The organism is Lachnospiraceae bacterium oral taxon 500 (assembly GCA_002999035.1).
Taxonomy (GTDB): Bacteria; Bacillota; Clostridia; order Lachnospirales; family Vallitaleaceae; genus W11650.
In genome coordinates this window covers 215,979-230,211 of sequence record CP027241.1, presented here as the reverse complement: position 1 = coordinate 230,211, position 14,233 = coordinate 215,979, and the positions used below count along the sequence as shown (strand labels likewise).

Here is a 14,233-nt window from a genome sequence, read left to right as displayed (position 1 = left end):
TAGGAGAAAAAAGTGAAGAAAGTATGGGAATATTTTGTAAGATGTGTTGTTTTAGGATTATGTAATACTGTATTATTAGCGGTTCTGATTCGGACACCTTTATTTGAAGGAGTATTGATTTATTATTACCGGATAGTATACTTAGTTGTATTTAATATAATCCTTACTTTAATATTTGGTATTATATTGAAAAAAATCAAGATTCTTAATATTTCGGAAGTAGAAATAGCGTCAACTTATGTTTCTGTTTTTTTGGCTATGTTATTTGTTGTTACGATTGTATCTATGCCGATTGACCGGTCATATACGGTATATTCATTGGCGGATATGACTGAGAATTCAGATAAGGTTTTTACCAGAGAAGAAATAGAGGCTTCCTTTATCGAAGGCTATATTTATAAAATGAAAGCAACAGAGCGAAGAATACAGGAACAGTTATACTTGAAGAATATAGAAAAAATAGGGGATGGATATAGAATTACGGATAAAGGAAAAAGTCTGATCAATCTTTTTAGATTATATGAACAGGTATTGCCAATCAGCGAAAAAAGAATTTTGTATCCTAAGAATTGATAAAATGGAAAGATAATTATTGCATCAGATTTATATAAATGAAATCAAAGGTGCAATCGTTTAAAACAGGTTGGATGAAATAGTTATTTAAGTTAGATAAATAATGAAACAATGAACAATTAGCAAAGGAGAATACCATGAAAAATATCTTAGTTACCGGTGGTGCCGGCTTTATTGGTTCCAATTTTATTAAGTTGATGTTGGAAAGAGGAGAATATAACCTTATCAATTTGGATGCCTTGACTTATGCCGGCAATTTGGAAAATTTAGAGGATATTAAAGATGATCAGAGGTATACCTTTGTCAAAGGGGATGTTTGTGACCGGGATTTACTGGATAATCTTTTTGCTAAATATAAGATTGATACCGTCGTTCATTTCGCAGCCGAGTCGCATGTCGACAGAAGTATTGAAGATCCGGAAATCTTTTTAAAGACTAATATTATGGGAACGCAGGCGCTGTTAGATACGGCTAAAAAGCATTGGAAGGTGAAGCCGCAGGACAAATATGACCGGACTTATCAGCCGGGGGTGAAATATTTGCAGGTGTCAACCGATGAGGTTTATGGTGCGCTGGGAAAAACTGGACTTTTTACAGAAAGTACGCCGCTGGCACCGAACAGTCCGTATTCTGCGTCCAAGGCCAGCGCCGATATGCTGGTGCGAGCCTATCATGAAACCTTTGGCTTGCCGGTGAATATTACCAGATGTTCTAATAATTACGGACCGTATCAGTTCCCGGAAAAGCTGATTCCACTGATGATTCATAACTGCCAAAAGGACAAAAAACTGCCGGTTTACGGTGATGGGATGCAGATCCGGGATTGGCTGCATGTGAAAGACCATTGCACGGCGATTTTAACTGTTCTGGAGAAAGGCGAGCTGGGCGAGGTTTATAATATTGGCGGCAATAATGAAAAAGCCAATATTGAGATTGTTAAGTTGATTATCAAGGAATTAGGTAAGACGGAAGATCTGATTGAGTATGTCAAGGACCGCCCGGGGCATGACCGTCGCTATGCGATTGATAACACTAAAATCACGACGAAGTTGGGTTGGAGTCCGAGCTATACTTTTGAGCAGGGGATGGCGGAAACAATTCAGTGGTATTTAAACCATGAAGATTGGCTTGAGAAGGTAGTCAGCGGCGAATACCAGAATTATTATGAGAAAATGTACCGCGGATAAAAACATTAAAATAAGCGCTACTTTGGCCTTTACAGGCAAGGCAGCGCTTGTTTTAGTTCAATCTTAATTGACAAAACCGATAAAAATACTTAAAATATATATGCAGAAAGCAGATTCCCGTGAGAAAGCCAGTGCTGAGAAATGGGAAGAGCATATTCGTGCGGAAGAGGTTAGTACTGTTTGAGATGATATTTATTGGTTTTGATTATGGTCAGGAGTTTTTGACCATTTACCCCAGAAGCAATCCGGAGGTATCTATGATTGTATATCATGGCAGTAATGTTATTGTTGCCCGCCCAAGGCTGGTTCACCAAAACCGGACTTTGGATTTTGGTTATGGGTTTTATACAACGACTAATTTAAATCAGGCAATCAGTTTTGCCGATAAGGTAACGAGCCGAAGACAAAGCGGCTCGCCCTGTGTTAGTTCCTATGTCGTACCGGACATAGAGAAGCTGGCAGGCAGGTATAAGGTTTTAGTTTTTTCAGAACCAAACGAAGAATGGCTGGATTTTGTATTTGCCAATCGGAATGGAATGTATGTCGGAAAGCAGTACGACATTATTTTCGGGCCGGTTGCGAATGACACCATTTATCGAACGTTCGTTGCTTATGAAGAAGGAATTTTAACTAAAGAAGAAACCATTGCTCGTTTGAAGGTGAAAGAGTTGTATAATCAGATGACTTTTGCCACAGAAGCGGCTTTGAATGAATTAACCTATAGCGGACAACTGCCGATAGAAAGGGGAAAACCATGAGTGAAACGAGCGTTAAAGGAATGCTGGAACTGATTATTCCCCGTCTGGTTCAAAGGCTGATGGAAGAACGGCATTTAACTGAAACCGAAGCTTTGACCCAACTATATTGTTCGGAACTGTATAGCCAATTGGAGCGGGAGGAGACCAAACTGTGGCATTTGAGCATTGTTACTCTATATAATTTATGGCTGGAGGAAAAAGAAACCGGACGCATCACCTATCCGGAGGAGGCCTGATTATGGACACTAAAATAGGATTTATTGTATATTGTATCGAAGAATATAAGCACGCCAAAGGAATGACGGGAAAGAGTGTAATTGAGGTATTTAATCGCTATGATGTGATTAGCTATATCAGGGCTTATTATGAAGCGCTGCACACCACTGGCCGGCAGTATATTGTGGATGATATTAGTGCCTATATCGAGGCTCGGCAGGGCTTACTGTTACCTAAAGCTGATGAAGATTTGGCTGAACAAAATTTGTAGCTCATCAAAGCACAGACAACGGAAATAACCCCTTGCTTTGATTAATCTTTCATTAAAAACCCCCAAATTCCAAAAAATAACTTGCATAAACCAGCCGCCTGTGAGAGAATTGATAAAAAGTTATAGTACAGGTAAGTTGTTGATATTTCGACAAATTGCGAGCGCTTGCCTGAATCTGTAACACACAGGAGGAATCGAATGAAAAAACATAGAGCGACAATTATTTTGTCATTTTTTCTGATCTTGGCTTTGGCGGCGGCAGCTTTTTTTGCCTGGAAATATTTTGCTTCCCGGCAAACGCAGACGGCCAAAGAATTGCCGCTGGATTTAGCCGGGCTTTATGCCGAATATAATGATGAAAATCTGGCAACGGTCTTTGAGGGGCAGGCTTTACAGTTGGCGGCTCCGGCCAAGAAGATTGGCGAGACCTTTTATCTGCCGCTGGACTTGGTGCTGAGTCACTTGACGGACGCGCTTTATTATGATGCGGCGGAAAAGGTGCTGACCTATACTGACAGCCGCGATGTAATCCGCTTAAAGCCGGGGGAAAAGACTTATTATTATAATAATGAGCCGGTTGAACTGCAAATCGGTTTGGAGGAAATCAACGGCGTTCCCTATTTGCCGACAGAGCTGGTTGCTAAGTTTGCCAATTTTCGCTTATCCTACAATGGCCGGTATCATATCCTGACCTTGGATAATCCGCAAAAAACGCAGAGAATCGGTGTAGCCGATTTAACGGCCGCGGAGTCCGAAGCGGAAAAAGAAAAGAAGCAGGCCGGTGATGTCAAGGCCTATGTTTACAATGCCATTCCGCAGGAGGGGGAAACGGTCTATTATTATTATCCGGTGTTATCGGGCATGATTTTTGTTTTGCTGGAAGAAAGCGGCGATTATTATAAGGTGCGGACTCATGAAGGCTTTATAGGCTACGTCAGGAAAGACGTGATCGGAGAGGTTGAGGAGATTATTGAGTCCAATTCGCTCAAAGAAAGTGCGCCGGCTCTTTCGGCAGCGCTGCCGGGCAAGGTCAATATGGTTTGGCATCAGGTTTTTAACATGACGGCTAATGGCTCGATTCAGGAGAAAATGGCGGCAGCGAAGGGAGTTAATGTCATCAGCCCGACCTGGTTTCATATCACCGATACCGAGGGCGCGGTTTCTTCGTTAGCGGATATTGCCTATGTCCGGTGGGCACATCAAAACGGCTACAAAGTCTGGCCGCTGTTCAGCAATTCCTTTGACAAGCCGATTACCCACGCGGTGCTCTCCAGTACAGCCAAGCGGGAAAAGGTGATTCGCCAGATCCTGAGTTTTGTTGATTTGTACGGACTGGACGGAATCAATATTGACTTTGAAGAAGTACCGAAAGAAGACGGGCCGGCGTATGTCCAATTTGTCAAGGAATTATCTTTGTTTTTAAAGCAAAAGGGCGTGACCGTATCGGTCGATATGTATGTGCCGAAGCCGTGGACAGAGCATTACGGCCGGGCGGAAATCGGCAAATACATTGATTATTTAATTATTATGGGCTATGATGAACATTGGAGCACGTCGCCCAAGAGCGGTTCGGTTGCTTCGATTAATTTTGTGCGCGAAGGTGTGACCGATACGCTGGCTTTGGTGCCGGCCAATAAGGTCATCTTAGGGATTCCTTTTTATACTCGGCTCTGGCAGGAAACCGGAAGCGGCGACAGCTTAAAGGTTAGCTCCAAGGCTTACGGCATGGGCTACGGCAAGCAGCTGCTGATTGACAAGGGCGCCAAAATTGAGTGGAACGAGGAAGTGGCGCAATATTACGGCGAGTATAAAGAAGGCGATGCGACCTTTAAGATGTGGATTGAAGATCAGCGTTCGCTGACGGAAAAGCTGAACATAGCCAGCGGCTATCGTTTGGCCGGAATTTCCGGCTGGAAGCTGGGTCTGGAAAGTGAAGAGGCCTGGGAAGCAATCAGTCAGTACCTGAAACAGTAAGAGATTAAAAGGCTGCTGCCAAATGAGAAAATCATGGCGGCAGTTCTTTTCATGTCATTTGCTTTCCCGTATCGGAAACTTCGGTTTCCGGCAGGCGTTTTTGAGAGGAAAAACCATGAAAACAATAGTGCTTGAAATTGATGAAAAAGAGCCGCAGCCGGAGCGGGTAAAGCTGGCGGCAGATTTTTTGCGGCAGGGAAAGCTGGTTGCTTTTCCGACCGAAACGGTTTACGGCATTGGAGCCAATGCTCTGTCGGCGGAGGCGGCGGCCAAAATTTATGAGGCCAAGGGTCGGCCGAGTGATAATCCGCTGATTGTGCATTTGGCCGAGTGGGCAGAGGCAGACCGGTATGTGGAGGCAATCAGTGAGCGGGCCAGATGCTTGGCGGCCGCCTTTTGTCCGGGGCCTTTAACTATGATTTTTAAAAAACAGGATAATATTCCGGCGGCCATCACCGGCGGGTTGAACACAGTGGGGATTCGGATTCCGCGGCATCCGGTCGCTCATGCGGTTTTGCGGGCATGTGGACTGCCGATTGCCGCGCCCAGCGCCAATTTGTCCGGCCGGCCGAGTCCGACTGAGTTTGTCCATGTTGCGGAAGACTTGGATGGCCGAGTTGATATGATTATCCGTTCCGGTTCGGCGGAAGTGGGACTGGAGTCAACTGTGATTGATATGAGCCGGGAAGTGCCGGTAATTTTAAGGCCGGGGGCAGTGACGCAGGCGATGATTGAAGCGGTGATTGGCGAAGTGCAAATCAATCGGGGCCGTTTAAAGGATGGTGAAATCCCGATTGCACCGGGGATGAAGTACCGGCATTACGCGCCGAAAGGCAAGGTTTATCTGCTGCCGGCGGCGGACGAGGCGGCAAACTTGGCGGCGCTGCGCAGCGGTTTGGAGGCGGCCGGGCGGCAGGGCAGAAAAGCGGCGGCGCTGGTACCGGCGGAGTATGCGGAGCAGCTTTCGCCCTATCTTTGTTTTTCACTGGGCAGTCGGGAAAATCTGGCTGAGATTGCCAGTCATTTGTTTGATGGCCTGCGTTTTATGGATAGCCATGAGATTGAAGAAATTTTTGCGGTATCTTATCCGGAGGAAGGAATCGGAGCGGCGATTATGAACCGTTTGCGCAAGGCGGCAGGAAATTAATGGGTATGATGAGGCCTTAAGGTCAATTGGTGGCGCTATCCGAGAAAATGATTCAGGAGGAATGATTATGAGCGAACTAAAAAAGAAAATTAACTTTACGGTGGTTTGCGTGAATGAATTTGCCAGTAAGTTTCATATAGCCTCAAAAGAAGCGTTTATCTATTTGTATGATCATAAGGGGATTGAGTTTATCAAAGATCATTATGATATTGAGCATACCTTGAGTTTAGATGATGCGGTGGAAGACCTTGTCATGGTATGCCGAAACAATGGAGGTGGCTATTAATGCGCTTATATCATGGAAGCAATACGGATATCAAAGAAATAAATCTTGCTATGTGCCGTCCCTATAAAGATTTTGGACAGGGCTTTTACCTTACTGTTATGAAAGAACAAGCCGAGAAGATGGCAAAGAGAGTGGCAAGGATTTATGGGGGCTCACCGGTTCTCAATGAATACGATATTGATGATTCTTTTTTAGAAATGAAAGATTTGAGAATAAAAGATTTTGGTATGGAGACATCGGAAGAGTGGGTGAGGTTTATAAGAAATAATCGTGATAGAAAGTTTGCAGATTTTTCCAGCCCAGAATGTAATTTTGATAACAAATACGATATTGTTATAGGACCAATTGCGGATGATGATATGGCGCTTCTTTTCAGACAATATGAAAATGGTATGATAACCTTTGAGAATATGCTGAGAGGAATGATATATAAAAAAACTACGAATCAATACTCTTTTCATACAGAAAGAGCAATTCGTTTGTTAAGAAAGGAGGGCATATAAACAATGGGGAAAGAGCAGCAGATGATAGAATACATGGTTCAGGATCTGGTTGAAATGCTTTCTGAAGATCAGGGAATTGAATATGATATCGCAATGTGCATCCTATATACATCGGAAATCCATGACAAACTAATGGATGCAGAAACCGGATTATACAGAGAGAGCCCCTCCTATGTATATGGATTATTGCAGGATGAACTTAAATATGGTCATATTATACAGGCAGAACTGTAGCCGCCCTTTGCACCCGATTCCGGCGGCAAGGAAAAAATGATTTTCAAATTTGAAAAAATGAGTTATAATAGAGCGAATAGAGGAAGGAGGCATAAAATGATAGTAATTGGTTCTGATCATGGTGGCTTTGCTTTAAAGCAGGAAATTATCGAGTTTTTAAAGCAGGGCGGATATGAATATCAAGACGTGGGGATTTATCAGGAAACAACGGCGGACTATCCGGATATTGCCAAAAAAGCGGCGGAGATGATTTTGCGCGGTGAAGCGGATAAAGGCATTTTAATCTGCGGTACGGGCATTGGGATTTCGATTACGGCCAATCGCTATGCCGGGATTCGGGCGGCGCTGTGTCATGACTGCTTTTCGGCGGAGGCAACGCGGCTGCATAATGATGCCAATGTACTGGCGATGGGCGGTCGGGTAATCGGTCCGGAACTGGCCAAGAAGATCACGCATACCTTTTTAACAACCCCTTTTTCGGAGGAAGAGCGGCATAGACGCCGGATTGAAAAGACCTGCTTTGGACAAACGCTGACGGAAAGATAACGATTTGCCGCATGGCGGCACCGAAGGCAATGGAATGCTTTGCCTGCCGGAGTCTGGCGTGCAGGAAAAATAAGAAACTGTGAAAACCGCGCGGAAACGCGCAGAAATAAAGTGGCCGGTTGTGATGGGCCGGCGGCTTACATAAAGAGACAGAAGGAAATTACTTGATTTTTTATGTTGGCGCTTGGAAGCGCTCACAAGCGAGTATTGTGCGCAGGGCCGGCAAACAAGCAGTGCTTGACATGGGAAATTGAGGGAACAACACGCGGAAGGAGCAAAAAATGTCGAATGTATTTGTTATGGATCACCCGTTAATTCAGCACAAGATCGGGATTTTAAGAAGAAAAGAAACCGGCCCGAAGGAGTTTAGGGAGCTGGTCAGTGAGATTGCTATGCTGATGTCTTATGAAGCGACCAGAAACTTGCCTTTGGAAGAGATTGAGATTGAAACTCCGATTGCGAAAACTACGGTTAAACAAATAGAGGGGCGGCATTTGGGCATTGTTCCGATTTTAAGAGCGGGACTTGGTATGGCGGATGCTTTGCTGACGCTGGTGCCGACGGCCAAGGTTGGTCATATCGGCCTTTACCGCGATCCGCAGTCGTTAAAGCCCGTGGAATATTACTGCAAACTCCCCAGCGACGTCAGTGAAAGAGATATGTTTGTGCTCGACCCGATGCTGGCAACCGGTGGTTCGGCGATTGCCGCCATTGACTTTTTAAAGCAGAAAGGCGTGACCAAGCTTCACTTTTTATGTATTATTGCCGCGCCGGAAGGAGTCAAGGAATTGCGCGAGGCGCATCCGGATGTAGCCATTTATATTGGCGCGTTGGACGAAAAATTAAATGATCATGCATACATTGTTCCGGGACTGGGTGATGCCGGCGACCGCTTGTTCGGAACCAAATAAATAACGGAGGAAACAGTGGCTTTTTTTCAAGTATTAACAGAGTACTACAGTTATATGATTGCTTTTTTGCTGGCCTTTGTGCTGTCCCTGGCGACAACCCCCATCAGTATGAAAATTGCTTATAAGGTGGGAGCGCTCGATCAGCCTAAAAAAAGGGGAATGCATACCAAGGTAATGCCTCGGGCGGGAGGACTGGCGATTTTTGTCGGATTTTTTATAACGGTTCTTTTCCTGATGCATCAGGTTCCGGCCGGTCAGCAGCCCACGGTTTGGGGGCTGCTGGGCGGGGCGGCGCTGATTACCCTGTTAGGATTTTTGGATGATATTTACAGCTTAAGACCCCGCACCAGAATTGTGGTGCAGCTTTTGGCGGCGCTGATTGCGGTGACAACGGGAACGCAAATCAGCGATATTACGGTGCCGTTTTTCGGCAAAATTAACTTTGGTATTTTCAGCAATGTGATCACTATTTTTTGGATTATTGGTGTAACCAATGCGGTTAATCTTTTAGATGGTCTGGACGGCCTGGCGACCGGCGTGGCATCGATTGCTTCGGCCACGCTGATGATTATTGCCGTTATTTTTGGCGATCCGCTGCTGGCCGGACTTCCGATTCTGCTGACGGCGGCGCTGGCCGGGAGTTGTCTGGGTTTTTTACCGTATAATTTCAATCCGGCCAAGATTTTTATGGGCGATACCGGTTCGACCTTTTTGGGGTATTCTCTGGCAGTGATTTCCGTGCAGACAATGCTCAAGACTTATACGGCGCTGACCTTAGTGGTAGCGGTGATTGTCTTGGCGCTGCCGATTGCCGATACCATGTTTGCCATTATCCGCCGGGTGGTCAATCACCGGCCGATCAGCGAGGGTGATCGGGGGCATCTCCATCATCGTCTGATTGATAAGGGACTGAGCCAGAAAAAAGCAGTATTGACGCTTTATTTTATCAGTGCCCTGTTTGGTCTGGCTGCGATTTTGGTTGTTTTAAAGGACGTGTGGGCGGCGGCGATTCTGCTGATTGTAGTTTTTGCGGTTTGGATTGGCGACGGCGTGCTGCGGGTCAGGCAGGAAAAAACCGATTCCAAGTAAAAATAATTGAGCGGAGGGAAACGAAATCATGAGAATTGCAATTGCGGGCGCGGGCGCAATGGGCGGCCGTTTCGGCTATATGCTGCAAAAGTCCGGGCAAGAGGTATTTTATATTGACGGTTGGCCGGAAAATGTCGATAAGATGAATCGGGACGGGCTGACGATTGAAGAAAACGGAGAAGAAAGAACAATCCCGGTCAGAGCCTATCATTCCAAAAATATCGGGCCGGAGCAAGCCGACCTGATTATTTTATTTGTTAAATCCATGCAGCTTTCGGAAATGCTGGAAGATTTAAAAAGTATTATTCACAAAGACACCAAGGTGCTTTGCCTGCTGAATGGCTTAGGTCATGTTCGGACGATGGAGCGCTTTATCCCGCGGAAAAATATTTATTTGGGGGTAACGCTGTGGACGGCTAAGCTATTGGGTCCGGCCCGGGTTCATTTATCCGGCGACGGCAATATTGAGCTGCAAAACATTGCACCGGAAATGACAGCGGGTGCGGAAGAAATCGTGGCGGTGCTGAATCAGGGCGGTTTAAAGGCCAAATATAGTCAGGACGTACTTTATTCCGTTTGGAAAAAGGCCTGCGTCAACGGAGCGATGAATGCGGTTTGTGCGATCTTGGACTGCAGGCTGATGGACTTCCGCCTGGTGCCGGAGGGCGATATCTTTATTCAGAATATCATTAAAGAGTTTGCCTGGGCGGCTAAGGTCGAGGATCAGGTGGAACTGGATCAAACGGCAATCCTTGAATTGATTAAGTTTTCTTTGGATCCGGCCCGGCAGGGAGAGCATTATCCGTCCATGCATCAGGATCTGGTGCAGCAGCATCGGCGGACGGAAATTGAGTATTTAAACGGCTATGTTTGGCGTTTGGCTAAGGAAAAAGGCGCAGCCGCACCGTACTGCGAAATCATTACTATTTTGACGCATGGTAAGGAAGCGATTTTAGGGGTAAAATAACAGGCGGAATGTTCCGCTTATTTAGAGCAAAGTGTGGTGAAAGGACAGTTGCAAAGCGCAGTGAAAAGCGGGTCTAGGCATTGGCCGTAAAGCATGGCAGAAGGATAGCTGGTTTGTGTATCGGCAGTAAAGTCCGGTGAAAGGACAGTCGGCCTGCACATTGGCAGCAGAGCGTGGTGGAAAGGACAGTCGCGCTTGCGTATTGGCAAGGGACAGCCGAAAATTAATTTTTAAGGAGAAGGTATGAATAGAAAAATAAGGGTAATGTCAGTGTTCGGAACGCGGCCGGAAGCAGTTAAGATGGCGCCGGTGGTACAGGCGGTGCAAAAGCATCCGGCTTTGGAGTCGGTGGTGGCAGTTACCGCTCAGCATCGGGAAATGCTGGATCAGGTGTTGGAGGTGTTTTCTGTCCGGCCGGATTATGATTTAAACATCATGCAGCCCGGCCAAACCTTAACGCAAATCACGACTCGCGCCATGAACGGTCTGGAAGAGGTATTCATTGCGGCTAAGCCCGATATCGTGCTGGTTCACGGGGATACCACGACCAGCTTTGCCGGTGCCTTGGCGGCTTTTTATCAGCAAATTCCGGTGGGTCATGTCGAGGCCGGTCTGCGCACTTTTAATAAATATGAGCCTTTCCCGGAGGAAATGAATCGCTGTTTAACCGGCCGACTGGCCGATCTGCACTTTGCGCCGACCGAAAATTCAAAAAAGAACCTGCTGGCGGAAAATGTTGCTGCGGATGCGATTTATGTGACAGGCAATACGGTAATTGACGCCTTGCAGACTACGATTAAGGAGAATTACCGGTTTGACTATGATTTGCTCAATCATATTGATTACAGCCGTAAAATCATTACCATGACCGCGCATCGGCGAGAGAACTTGGGCGAGCCGTTGACGGAGATTTGCCGGGCGATTCGCTATCTGGTGGAAAATCATCCGGACGTAGAAGTTGTTTATGCGGTGCATTTAAATCCCAAGGTTCAGGAAACAGCTCGGCAGATTTTGGACGGTGTCGGCCGTGTCCATTTGATTCCGCCGTTGGCATTGCAGGATATGCATAATCTGATGAATCAGTCGTATCTGGTTTTAACCGATTCGGGCGGCTTACAGGAGGAGGTGCCCAGTATGGGCAAACCAGTGCTGGTGCTGCGCAATGTTACCGAACGGCCGGAAGGGGTTGAGGCCGGTACCTTGAAGCTGGTTGGCACGGACTATAATGTGATTGTGGCGGAAACAGAAAAGCTGTTAACCGACCGGGCGGCTTATGAAAAAATGGCAACGGCGGTCAATCCTTACGGCGATGGTCACGCAGCCGAGCGGATTGCCGAATACATTGCCAGGTATTTTCAAGGTTAAGTTTTTCTAAGAAAAGCCGATGTATTTTTTAGGAAATTCTAATCTTGTCATAGACAATTTTAAAAAAAATGGTATAATGATAACTAAGCCAGATAGGTGGTGAGCTTATGTTTTTTAACAGAGACAGTCTAAAAGCACTTTCTCTCTTGACGCAGTTAGCGATAACAATGGTAGTTCCCATTGGCATGGGAGTGTTTTTGGGAGTGTTTTTGGATCAAAAGTTAGGAACGGCCCCCATTTTTCTGTTTGCGATGATTCTGATAGGAATCGCGGCTGGTTTTCGCAATGTGCATCACATCACTCAAAGTTTTATGAAGTCGCCGTCAGAAAGCGTTTTGAAGCAGGAGGCCATTTTAAGGGAAATGCCGAAACAAGACAGTAAGACCCGGAAAGAGGAATCCGAAGAAGATGGAGACAGCTAAAACGAAGCATCAAAAGACTCTAAAATTATTGCTGATATCTCATAGCCTGTGCACATTGCTGTTACTGATCCCTGCAATTATGATCGCTGTATTTATGCGGCCTGTTTTATGGAACTGTGTTTTGGGCCTTGCGATTGGCGGTTTGGGTGGAGTGGTGTTGATTCTTTCCATGTCTTATTCGATTCAAAGAGCGATTACAAAAGACGCGCAGTCAGCCCAGAAATATATGCTGAAGCATTATGCGGTCAGACTCCTGGTCATGCTGGCGCTTCTGCTGATTGGCGTTTTCAACGACAGATGGCTCCTTTTGGGAGTAGCGGCTGGGCTTTTTTGTGTTAAAATCAGCGGCTTTCTTGTTCCGCAATTAGAGCGCAGAGCACAAGGGCGCCGGGAGAGCGGCGGCTCGGTTTGAGCTTTATTTTGGCGGTGAAAAGCCCCGCGGACAAGGAGAGAGTCTGGTTTAAGGAAAGATTTTAGCTGCCTGCCGGCAGACAGCCTGCCGGCGGCAGTTTAAAAAATAAAAAAGAAAGGAGAAAATGATGGTTACGGATGGCGTGTTATTTAATACCGTCACAATATTAGGAACGACGAAGGCGATTTCGTTTGACGATAAGGTTTTATCTTATTTTGACATCGGCCCTCTCCGGTTTGTAATTACCGAATCCATTTTGAGTCTGTGGCTGGTGATGGCGGTTTTGGTTGTGTTCGCACTGATTGTGCGGCTGAAAATCAAAAGTTTTACCGATCAGCCCAAGGGTTTTCAGAACTTTGTGGAAATTTTGGTTGAAGGCCTGGATTCATTTGTCGGCAGCAGCATGGGAGAGAAGAACCGCAGGTTTACCCCCTATTTTGGTTCTTTGTTTTTACTGATTTTATTGTCGAATTTGTCGGGCTTATTCGGAATCCGGCCGCCGACGGCGAATTATTCGGTGCCGCTGGGATTATCGCTGATTACTTTTTTCCTGATTCATTATTTTGGTATTACGACAAAGGGGATCGGCACCTATTTAAAGGGGTATACAGAGCCGGCTTGGCCGTTTACACCGCTTAACATCATCGGAGAAATAGCGAAACCTTTCAGCTTATCGTTCCGTCTGTTTGGTAATATCGTCGGCGGGACGATCCTGATGGGGCTTTATTATGCGATGCTGCCGTGGTTTATGAAAATCGGGATTCCCTCGCTCCTGCATGCCTATTTAGATGTTTTTGCCGGCGTGCTGCAGGCAGTTGTTTTCACCATGTTGAGCATGATCTTCGTTTCGGATGTGATTGTCGAGTAATCATAGGCAGAGGCGGAGTTTGACAGCGACTGGCAGGATAGAAAGTCGGAAACGGGATCAAAGGAAACAGAGAGTTCATTAACTTATTCATTTTTTCTTAGGCGAATCAGAACCGGTGATTAAGGCGGCTGGTACGGCCGGGAAAGAGAGTTATTAACAGAGTTACTAACAAGGAGGAATTATCTATGGAACACATTACAAACGAAGGCTTGATTTTAGCTTGTTCAGCAATTGGTGCCGGTTTGGCGATGATTGCCGGTATCGGCCCCGGTATCGGTCAGGGTTTTGCCGCCGGAAAAGGTGCAGAAGCGGTCGGACGTCAGCCGGGCGCAAAGGGCGATATTACTTCGACCATGCTGCTGGGTGCAGCGGTAGCCGAGACCACCGGTATTTACGGTTTCGTTGTTGCCCTGATCCTGATGTTTGCCAATCCTTTACTGGGAAAATTAAGCAAATAAGAAATGGCTTTTTGAAACGGAATATGATGTTCCGATGCCAACCAGA

The 14,233-nt window shown here is 46.1% G+C and carries 19 protein-coding genes; all 19 read left to right on the top strand.

The genetic code is table 11. The features are described 5' to 3' along the window. Positions 1-12: 12 nt before the first annotated feature. The 19 genes from C3V36_01155 (at position 13) to atpE (ending at position 14,187) form a co-directional block, all read left to right on the top strand. Positions 13-573 carry a hypothetical protein gene (locus C3V36_01155; GenBank protein AVM67992.1) on the top strand — a complete coding sequence of 187 codons (561 nt, stop codon included), beginning with the start codon at positions 13-15 and terminating at the stop codon, positions 571-573. 137 nt (positions 574-710) lie between these two features. Further along, on the top strand, positions 711-1,760 hold the full coding sequence (rfbB, locus tag C3V36_01150) for a dTDP-glucose 4,6-dehydratase (GenBank protein ID AVM67991.1): 1,050 nt from the start codon (positions 711-713) through the stop codon (positions 1,758-1,760). 257 nt (positions 1,761-2,017) lie between these two features. Beyond that, positions 2,018-2,518: a hypothetical protein gene (locus C3V36_01145; protein ID AVM70390.1), complete on the top strand. Its 501-nt coding sequence runs from the start codon at positions 2,018-2,020 to the stop codon at positions 2,516-2,518. Next, the gene (locus C3V36_01140; protein ID AVM67990.1) at positions 2,515-2,754 is read left to right on the top strand and encodes a hypothetical protein; all 240 of its coding nucleotides are present in this window, start codon (positions 2,515-2,517) and stop codon (positions 2,752-2,754) included. The genes C3V36_01145 and C3V36_01140 overlap by 4 nt, the downstream gene beginning before the upstream one ends. Positions 2,755-2,756: 2 nt before the next feature. Next, positions 2,757-3,005, top strand: a complete 249-nt coding sequence (locus C3V36_01135; protein AVM67989.1) for a hypothetical protein — start codon at positions 2,757-2,759, stop codon at positions 3,003-3,005. 198 nt (positions 3,006-3,203) lie between these two features. Next, positions 3,204-4,979 carry a hypothetical protein gene (locus C3V36_01130; GenBank protein AVM67988.1) on the top strand — a complete coding sequence of 592 codons (1,776 nt, stop codon included), beginning with the start codon at positions 3,204-3,206 and terminating at the stop codon, positions 4,977-4,979. 22 nt (positions 4,980-5,001) lie between these two features. After that, on the top strand, positions 5,002-6,126 hold the full coding sequence (locus tag C3V36_01125) for a threonylcarbamoyl-AMP synthase (protein ID AVM67987.1): 1,125 nt from the start codon (positions 5,002-5,004) through the stop codon (positions 6,124-6,126). A gap of 67 nt (positions 6,127-6,193) precedes the next feature. Then, a complete protein-coding gene (locus C3V36_01120) occupies positions 6,194-6,412 on the top strand; it encodes a hypothetical protein (GenBank protein AVM67986.1) in 219 nt (72 codons plus the stop codon). Beyond that, positions 6,412-6,915: a hypothetical protein gene (locus tag C3V36_01115; protein ID AVM67985.1), complete on the top strand. Its 504-nt coding sequence runs from the start codon at positions 6,412-6,414 to the stop codon at positions 6,913-6,915. The genes C3V36_01120 and C3V36_01115 overlap by 1 nt, the downstream gene beginning before the upstream one ends. Before the next feature lie 3 nt (positions 6,916-6,918). Then, positions 6,919-7,149 (top strand): hypothetical protein, encoded by a 231-nt coding sequence (locus C3V36_01110; protein ID AVM67984.1) that lies wholly within the window; start codon positions 6,919-6,921, stop codon positions 7,147-7,149. 96 nt (positions 7,150-7,245) lie between these two features. Beyond that, positions 7,246-7,695 carry a ribose 5-phosphate isomerase B gene (rpiB, locus tag C3V36_01105; GenBank protein ID AVM67983.1) on the top strand — a complete coding sequence of 150 codons (450 nt, stop codon included), beginning with the start codon at positions 7,246-7,248 and terminating at the stop codon, positions 7,693-7,695. A gap of 281 nt (positions 7,696-7,976) precedes the next feature. After that, complete coding sequence (locus C3V36_01100) at positions 7,977-8,606, top strand: uracil phosphoribosyltransferase (GenBank protein AVM67982.1); 630 nt, start codon at positions 7,977-7,979, stop codon at positions 8,604-8,606. A gap of 15 nt (positions 8,607-8,621) precedes the next feature. Beyond that, complete coding sequence (locus C3V36_01095) at positions 8,622-9,695, top strand: undecaprenyl-phosphate alpha-N-acetylglucosaminyl 1-phosphate transferase (protein AVM67981.1); 1,074 nt, start codon at positions 8,622-8,624, stop codon at positions 9,693-9,695. A gap of 28 nt (positions 9,696-9,723) precedes the next feature. Then, a complete protein-coding gene (locus tag C3V36_01090; protein AVM67980.1) occupies positions 9,724-10,662 on the top strand; it encodes a 2-dehydropantoate 2-reductase in 939 nt (312 codons plus the stop codon). A 243-nt stretch (positions 10,663-10,905) separates the two neighbouring features. Beyond that, the gene (locus C3V36_01085; protein ID AVM67979.1) at positions 10,906-12,027 is read left to right on the top strand and encodes a UDP-N-acetylglucosamine 2-epimerase (non-hydrolyzing); all 1,122 of its coding nucleotides are present in this window, start codon (positions 10,906-10,908) and stop codon (positions 12,025-12,027) included. Between the two features lie 107 nt (positions 12,028-12,134). Next, positions 12,135-12,449 (top strand): hypothetical protein, encoded by a 315-nt coding sequence (locus C3V36_01080; protein AVM67978.1) that lies wholly within the window; start codon positions 12,135-12,137, stop codon positions 12,447-12,449. Continuing rightward, on the top strand, positions 12,436-12,861 hold the full coding sequence (locus tag C3V36_01075; GenBank protein ID AVM67977.1) for a hypothetical protein: 426 nt from the start codon (positions 12,436-12,438) through the stop codon (positions 12,859-12,861). Before C3V36_01080 ends, C3V36_01075 begins: the two co-directional genes overlap by 14 nt. 124 nt (positions 12,862-12,985) lie before the next feature. Next, entirely contained in the window at positions 12,986-13,729 is a 744-nt protein-coding gene (atpB, locus tag C3V36_01070; protein AVM67976.1) for an ATP synthase F0 subunit A, read from the top strand. A gap of 185 nt (positions 13,730-13,914) precedes the next feature. Beyond that, positions 13,915-14,187 carry an ATP synthase F0 subunit C gene (atpE, locus tag C3V36_01065; GenBank protein ID AVM67975.1) on the top strand — a complete coding sequence of 91 codons (273 nt, stop codon included), beginning with the start codon at positions 13,915-13,917 and terminating at the stop codon, positions 14,185-14,187. The last annotated feature ends 46 nt before the right edge of the window (positions 14,188-14,233 follow it).

Excerpts from the sequence above, each read along its gene's own strand:
- C3V36_01115 (AVM67985.1), top strand. The coding sequence starts at position 6,412 with ATGCGCTTATATCATGGAAGCAATACGGATATCAAAGAAATAAATCTT.
- C3V36_01090 (AVM67980.1), top strand. The coding sequence starts at position 9,724 with ATGAGAATTGCAATTGCGGGCGCGGGCGCAATGGGCGGCCGTTTCGGC.
- C3V36_01080 (AVM67978.1), top strand. The coding sequence starts at position 12,135 with ATGTTTTTTAACAGAGACAGTCTAAAAGCACTTTCTCTCTTGACGCAG.
- C3V36_01100 (AVM67982.1), top strand. The coding sequence starts at position 7,977 with ATGTCGAATGTATTTGTTATGGATCACCCGTTAATTCAGCACAAGATC.
- C3V36_01110 (AVM67984.1), top strand. The coding sequence starts at position 6,919 with ATGGGGAAAGAGCAGCAGATGATAGAATACATGGTTCAGGATCTGGTT.
- C3V36_01125 (AVM67987.1), top strand. The coding sequence starts at position 5,002 with ATGAGAAAATCATGGCGGCAGTTCTTTTCATGTCATTTGCTTTCCCGT.
- C3V36_01135 (AVM67989.1), top strand. The coding sequence starts at position 2,757 with ATGGACACTAAAATAGGATTTATTGTATATTGTATCGAAGAATATAAG.
- C3V36_01120 (AVM67986.1), top strand. The coding sequence starts at position 6,194 with ATGAGCGAACTAAAAAAGAAAATTAACTTTACGGTGGTTTGCGTGAAT.
- rfbB (AVM67991.1), top strand. The coding sequence starts at position 711 with ATGAAAAATATCTTAGTTACCGGTGGTGCCGGCTTTATTGGTTCCAAT.
- C3V36_01145 (AVM70390.1), top strand. The coding sequence starts at position 2,018 with ATGATTGTATATCATGGCAGTAATGTTATTGTTGCCCGCCCAAGGCTG.
- rpiB (AVM67983.1), top strand. The coding sequence starts at position 7,246 with ATGATAGTAATTGGTTCTGATCATGGTGGCTTTGCTTTAAAGCAGGAA.
- C3V36_01140 (AVM67990.1), top strand. The coding sequence starts at position 2,515 with ATGAGTGAAACGAGCGTTAAAGGAATGCTGGAACTGATTATTCCCCGT.
- atpB (AVM67976.1), top strand. The coding sequence starts at position 12,986 with ATGATGGTTACGGATGGCGTGTTATTTAATACCGTCACAATATTAGGA.
- atpE (AVM67975.1), top strand. The coding sequence starts at position 13,915 with ATGGAACACATTACAAACGAAGGCTTGATTTTAGCTTGTTCAGCAATT.
- C3V36_01130 (AVM67988.1), top strand. The coding sequence starts at position 3,204 with ATGAAAAAACATAGAGCGACAATTATTTTGTCATTTTTTCTGATCTTG.
- C3V36_01075 (AVM67977.1), top strand. The coding sequence starts at position 12,436 with ATGGAGACAGCTAAAACGAAGCATCAAAAGACTCTAAAATTATTGCTG.
- C3V36_01085 (AVM67979.1), top strand. The coding sequence starts at position 10,906 with ATGAATAGAAAAATAAGGGTAATGTCAGTGTTCGGAACGCGGCCGGAA.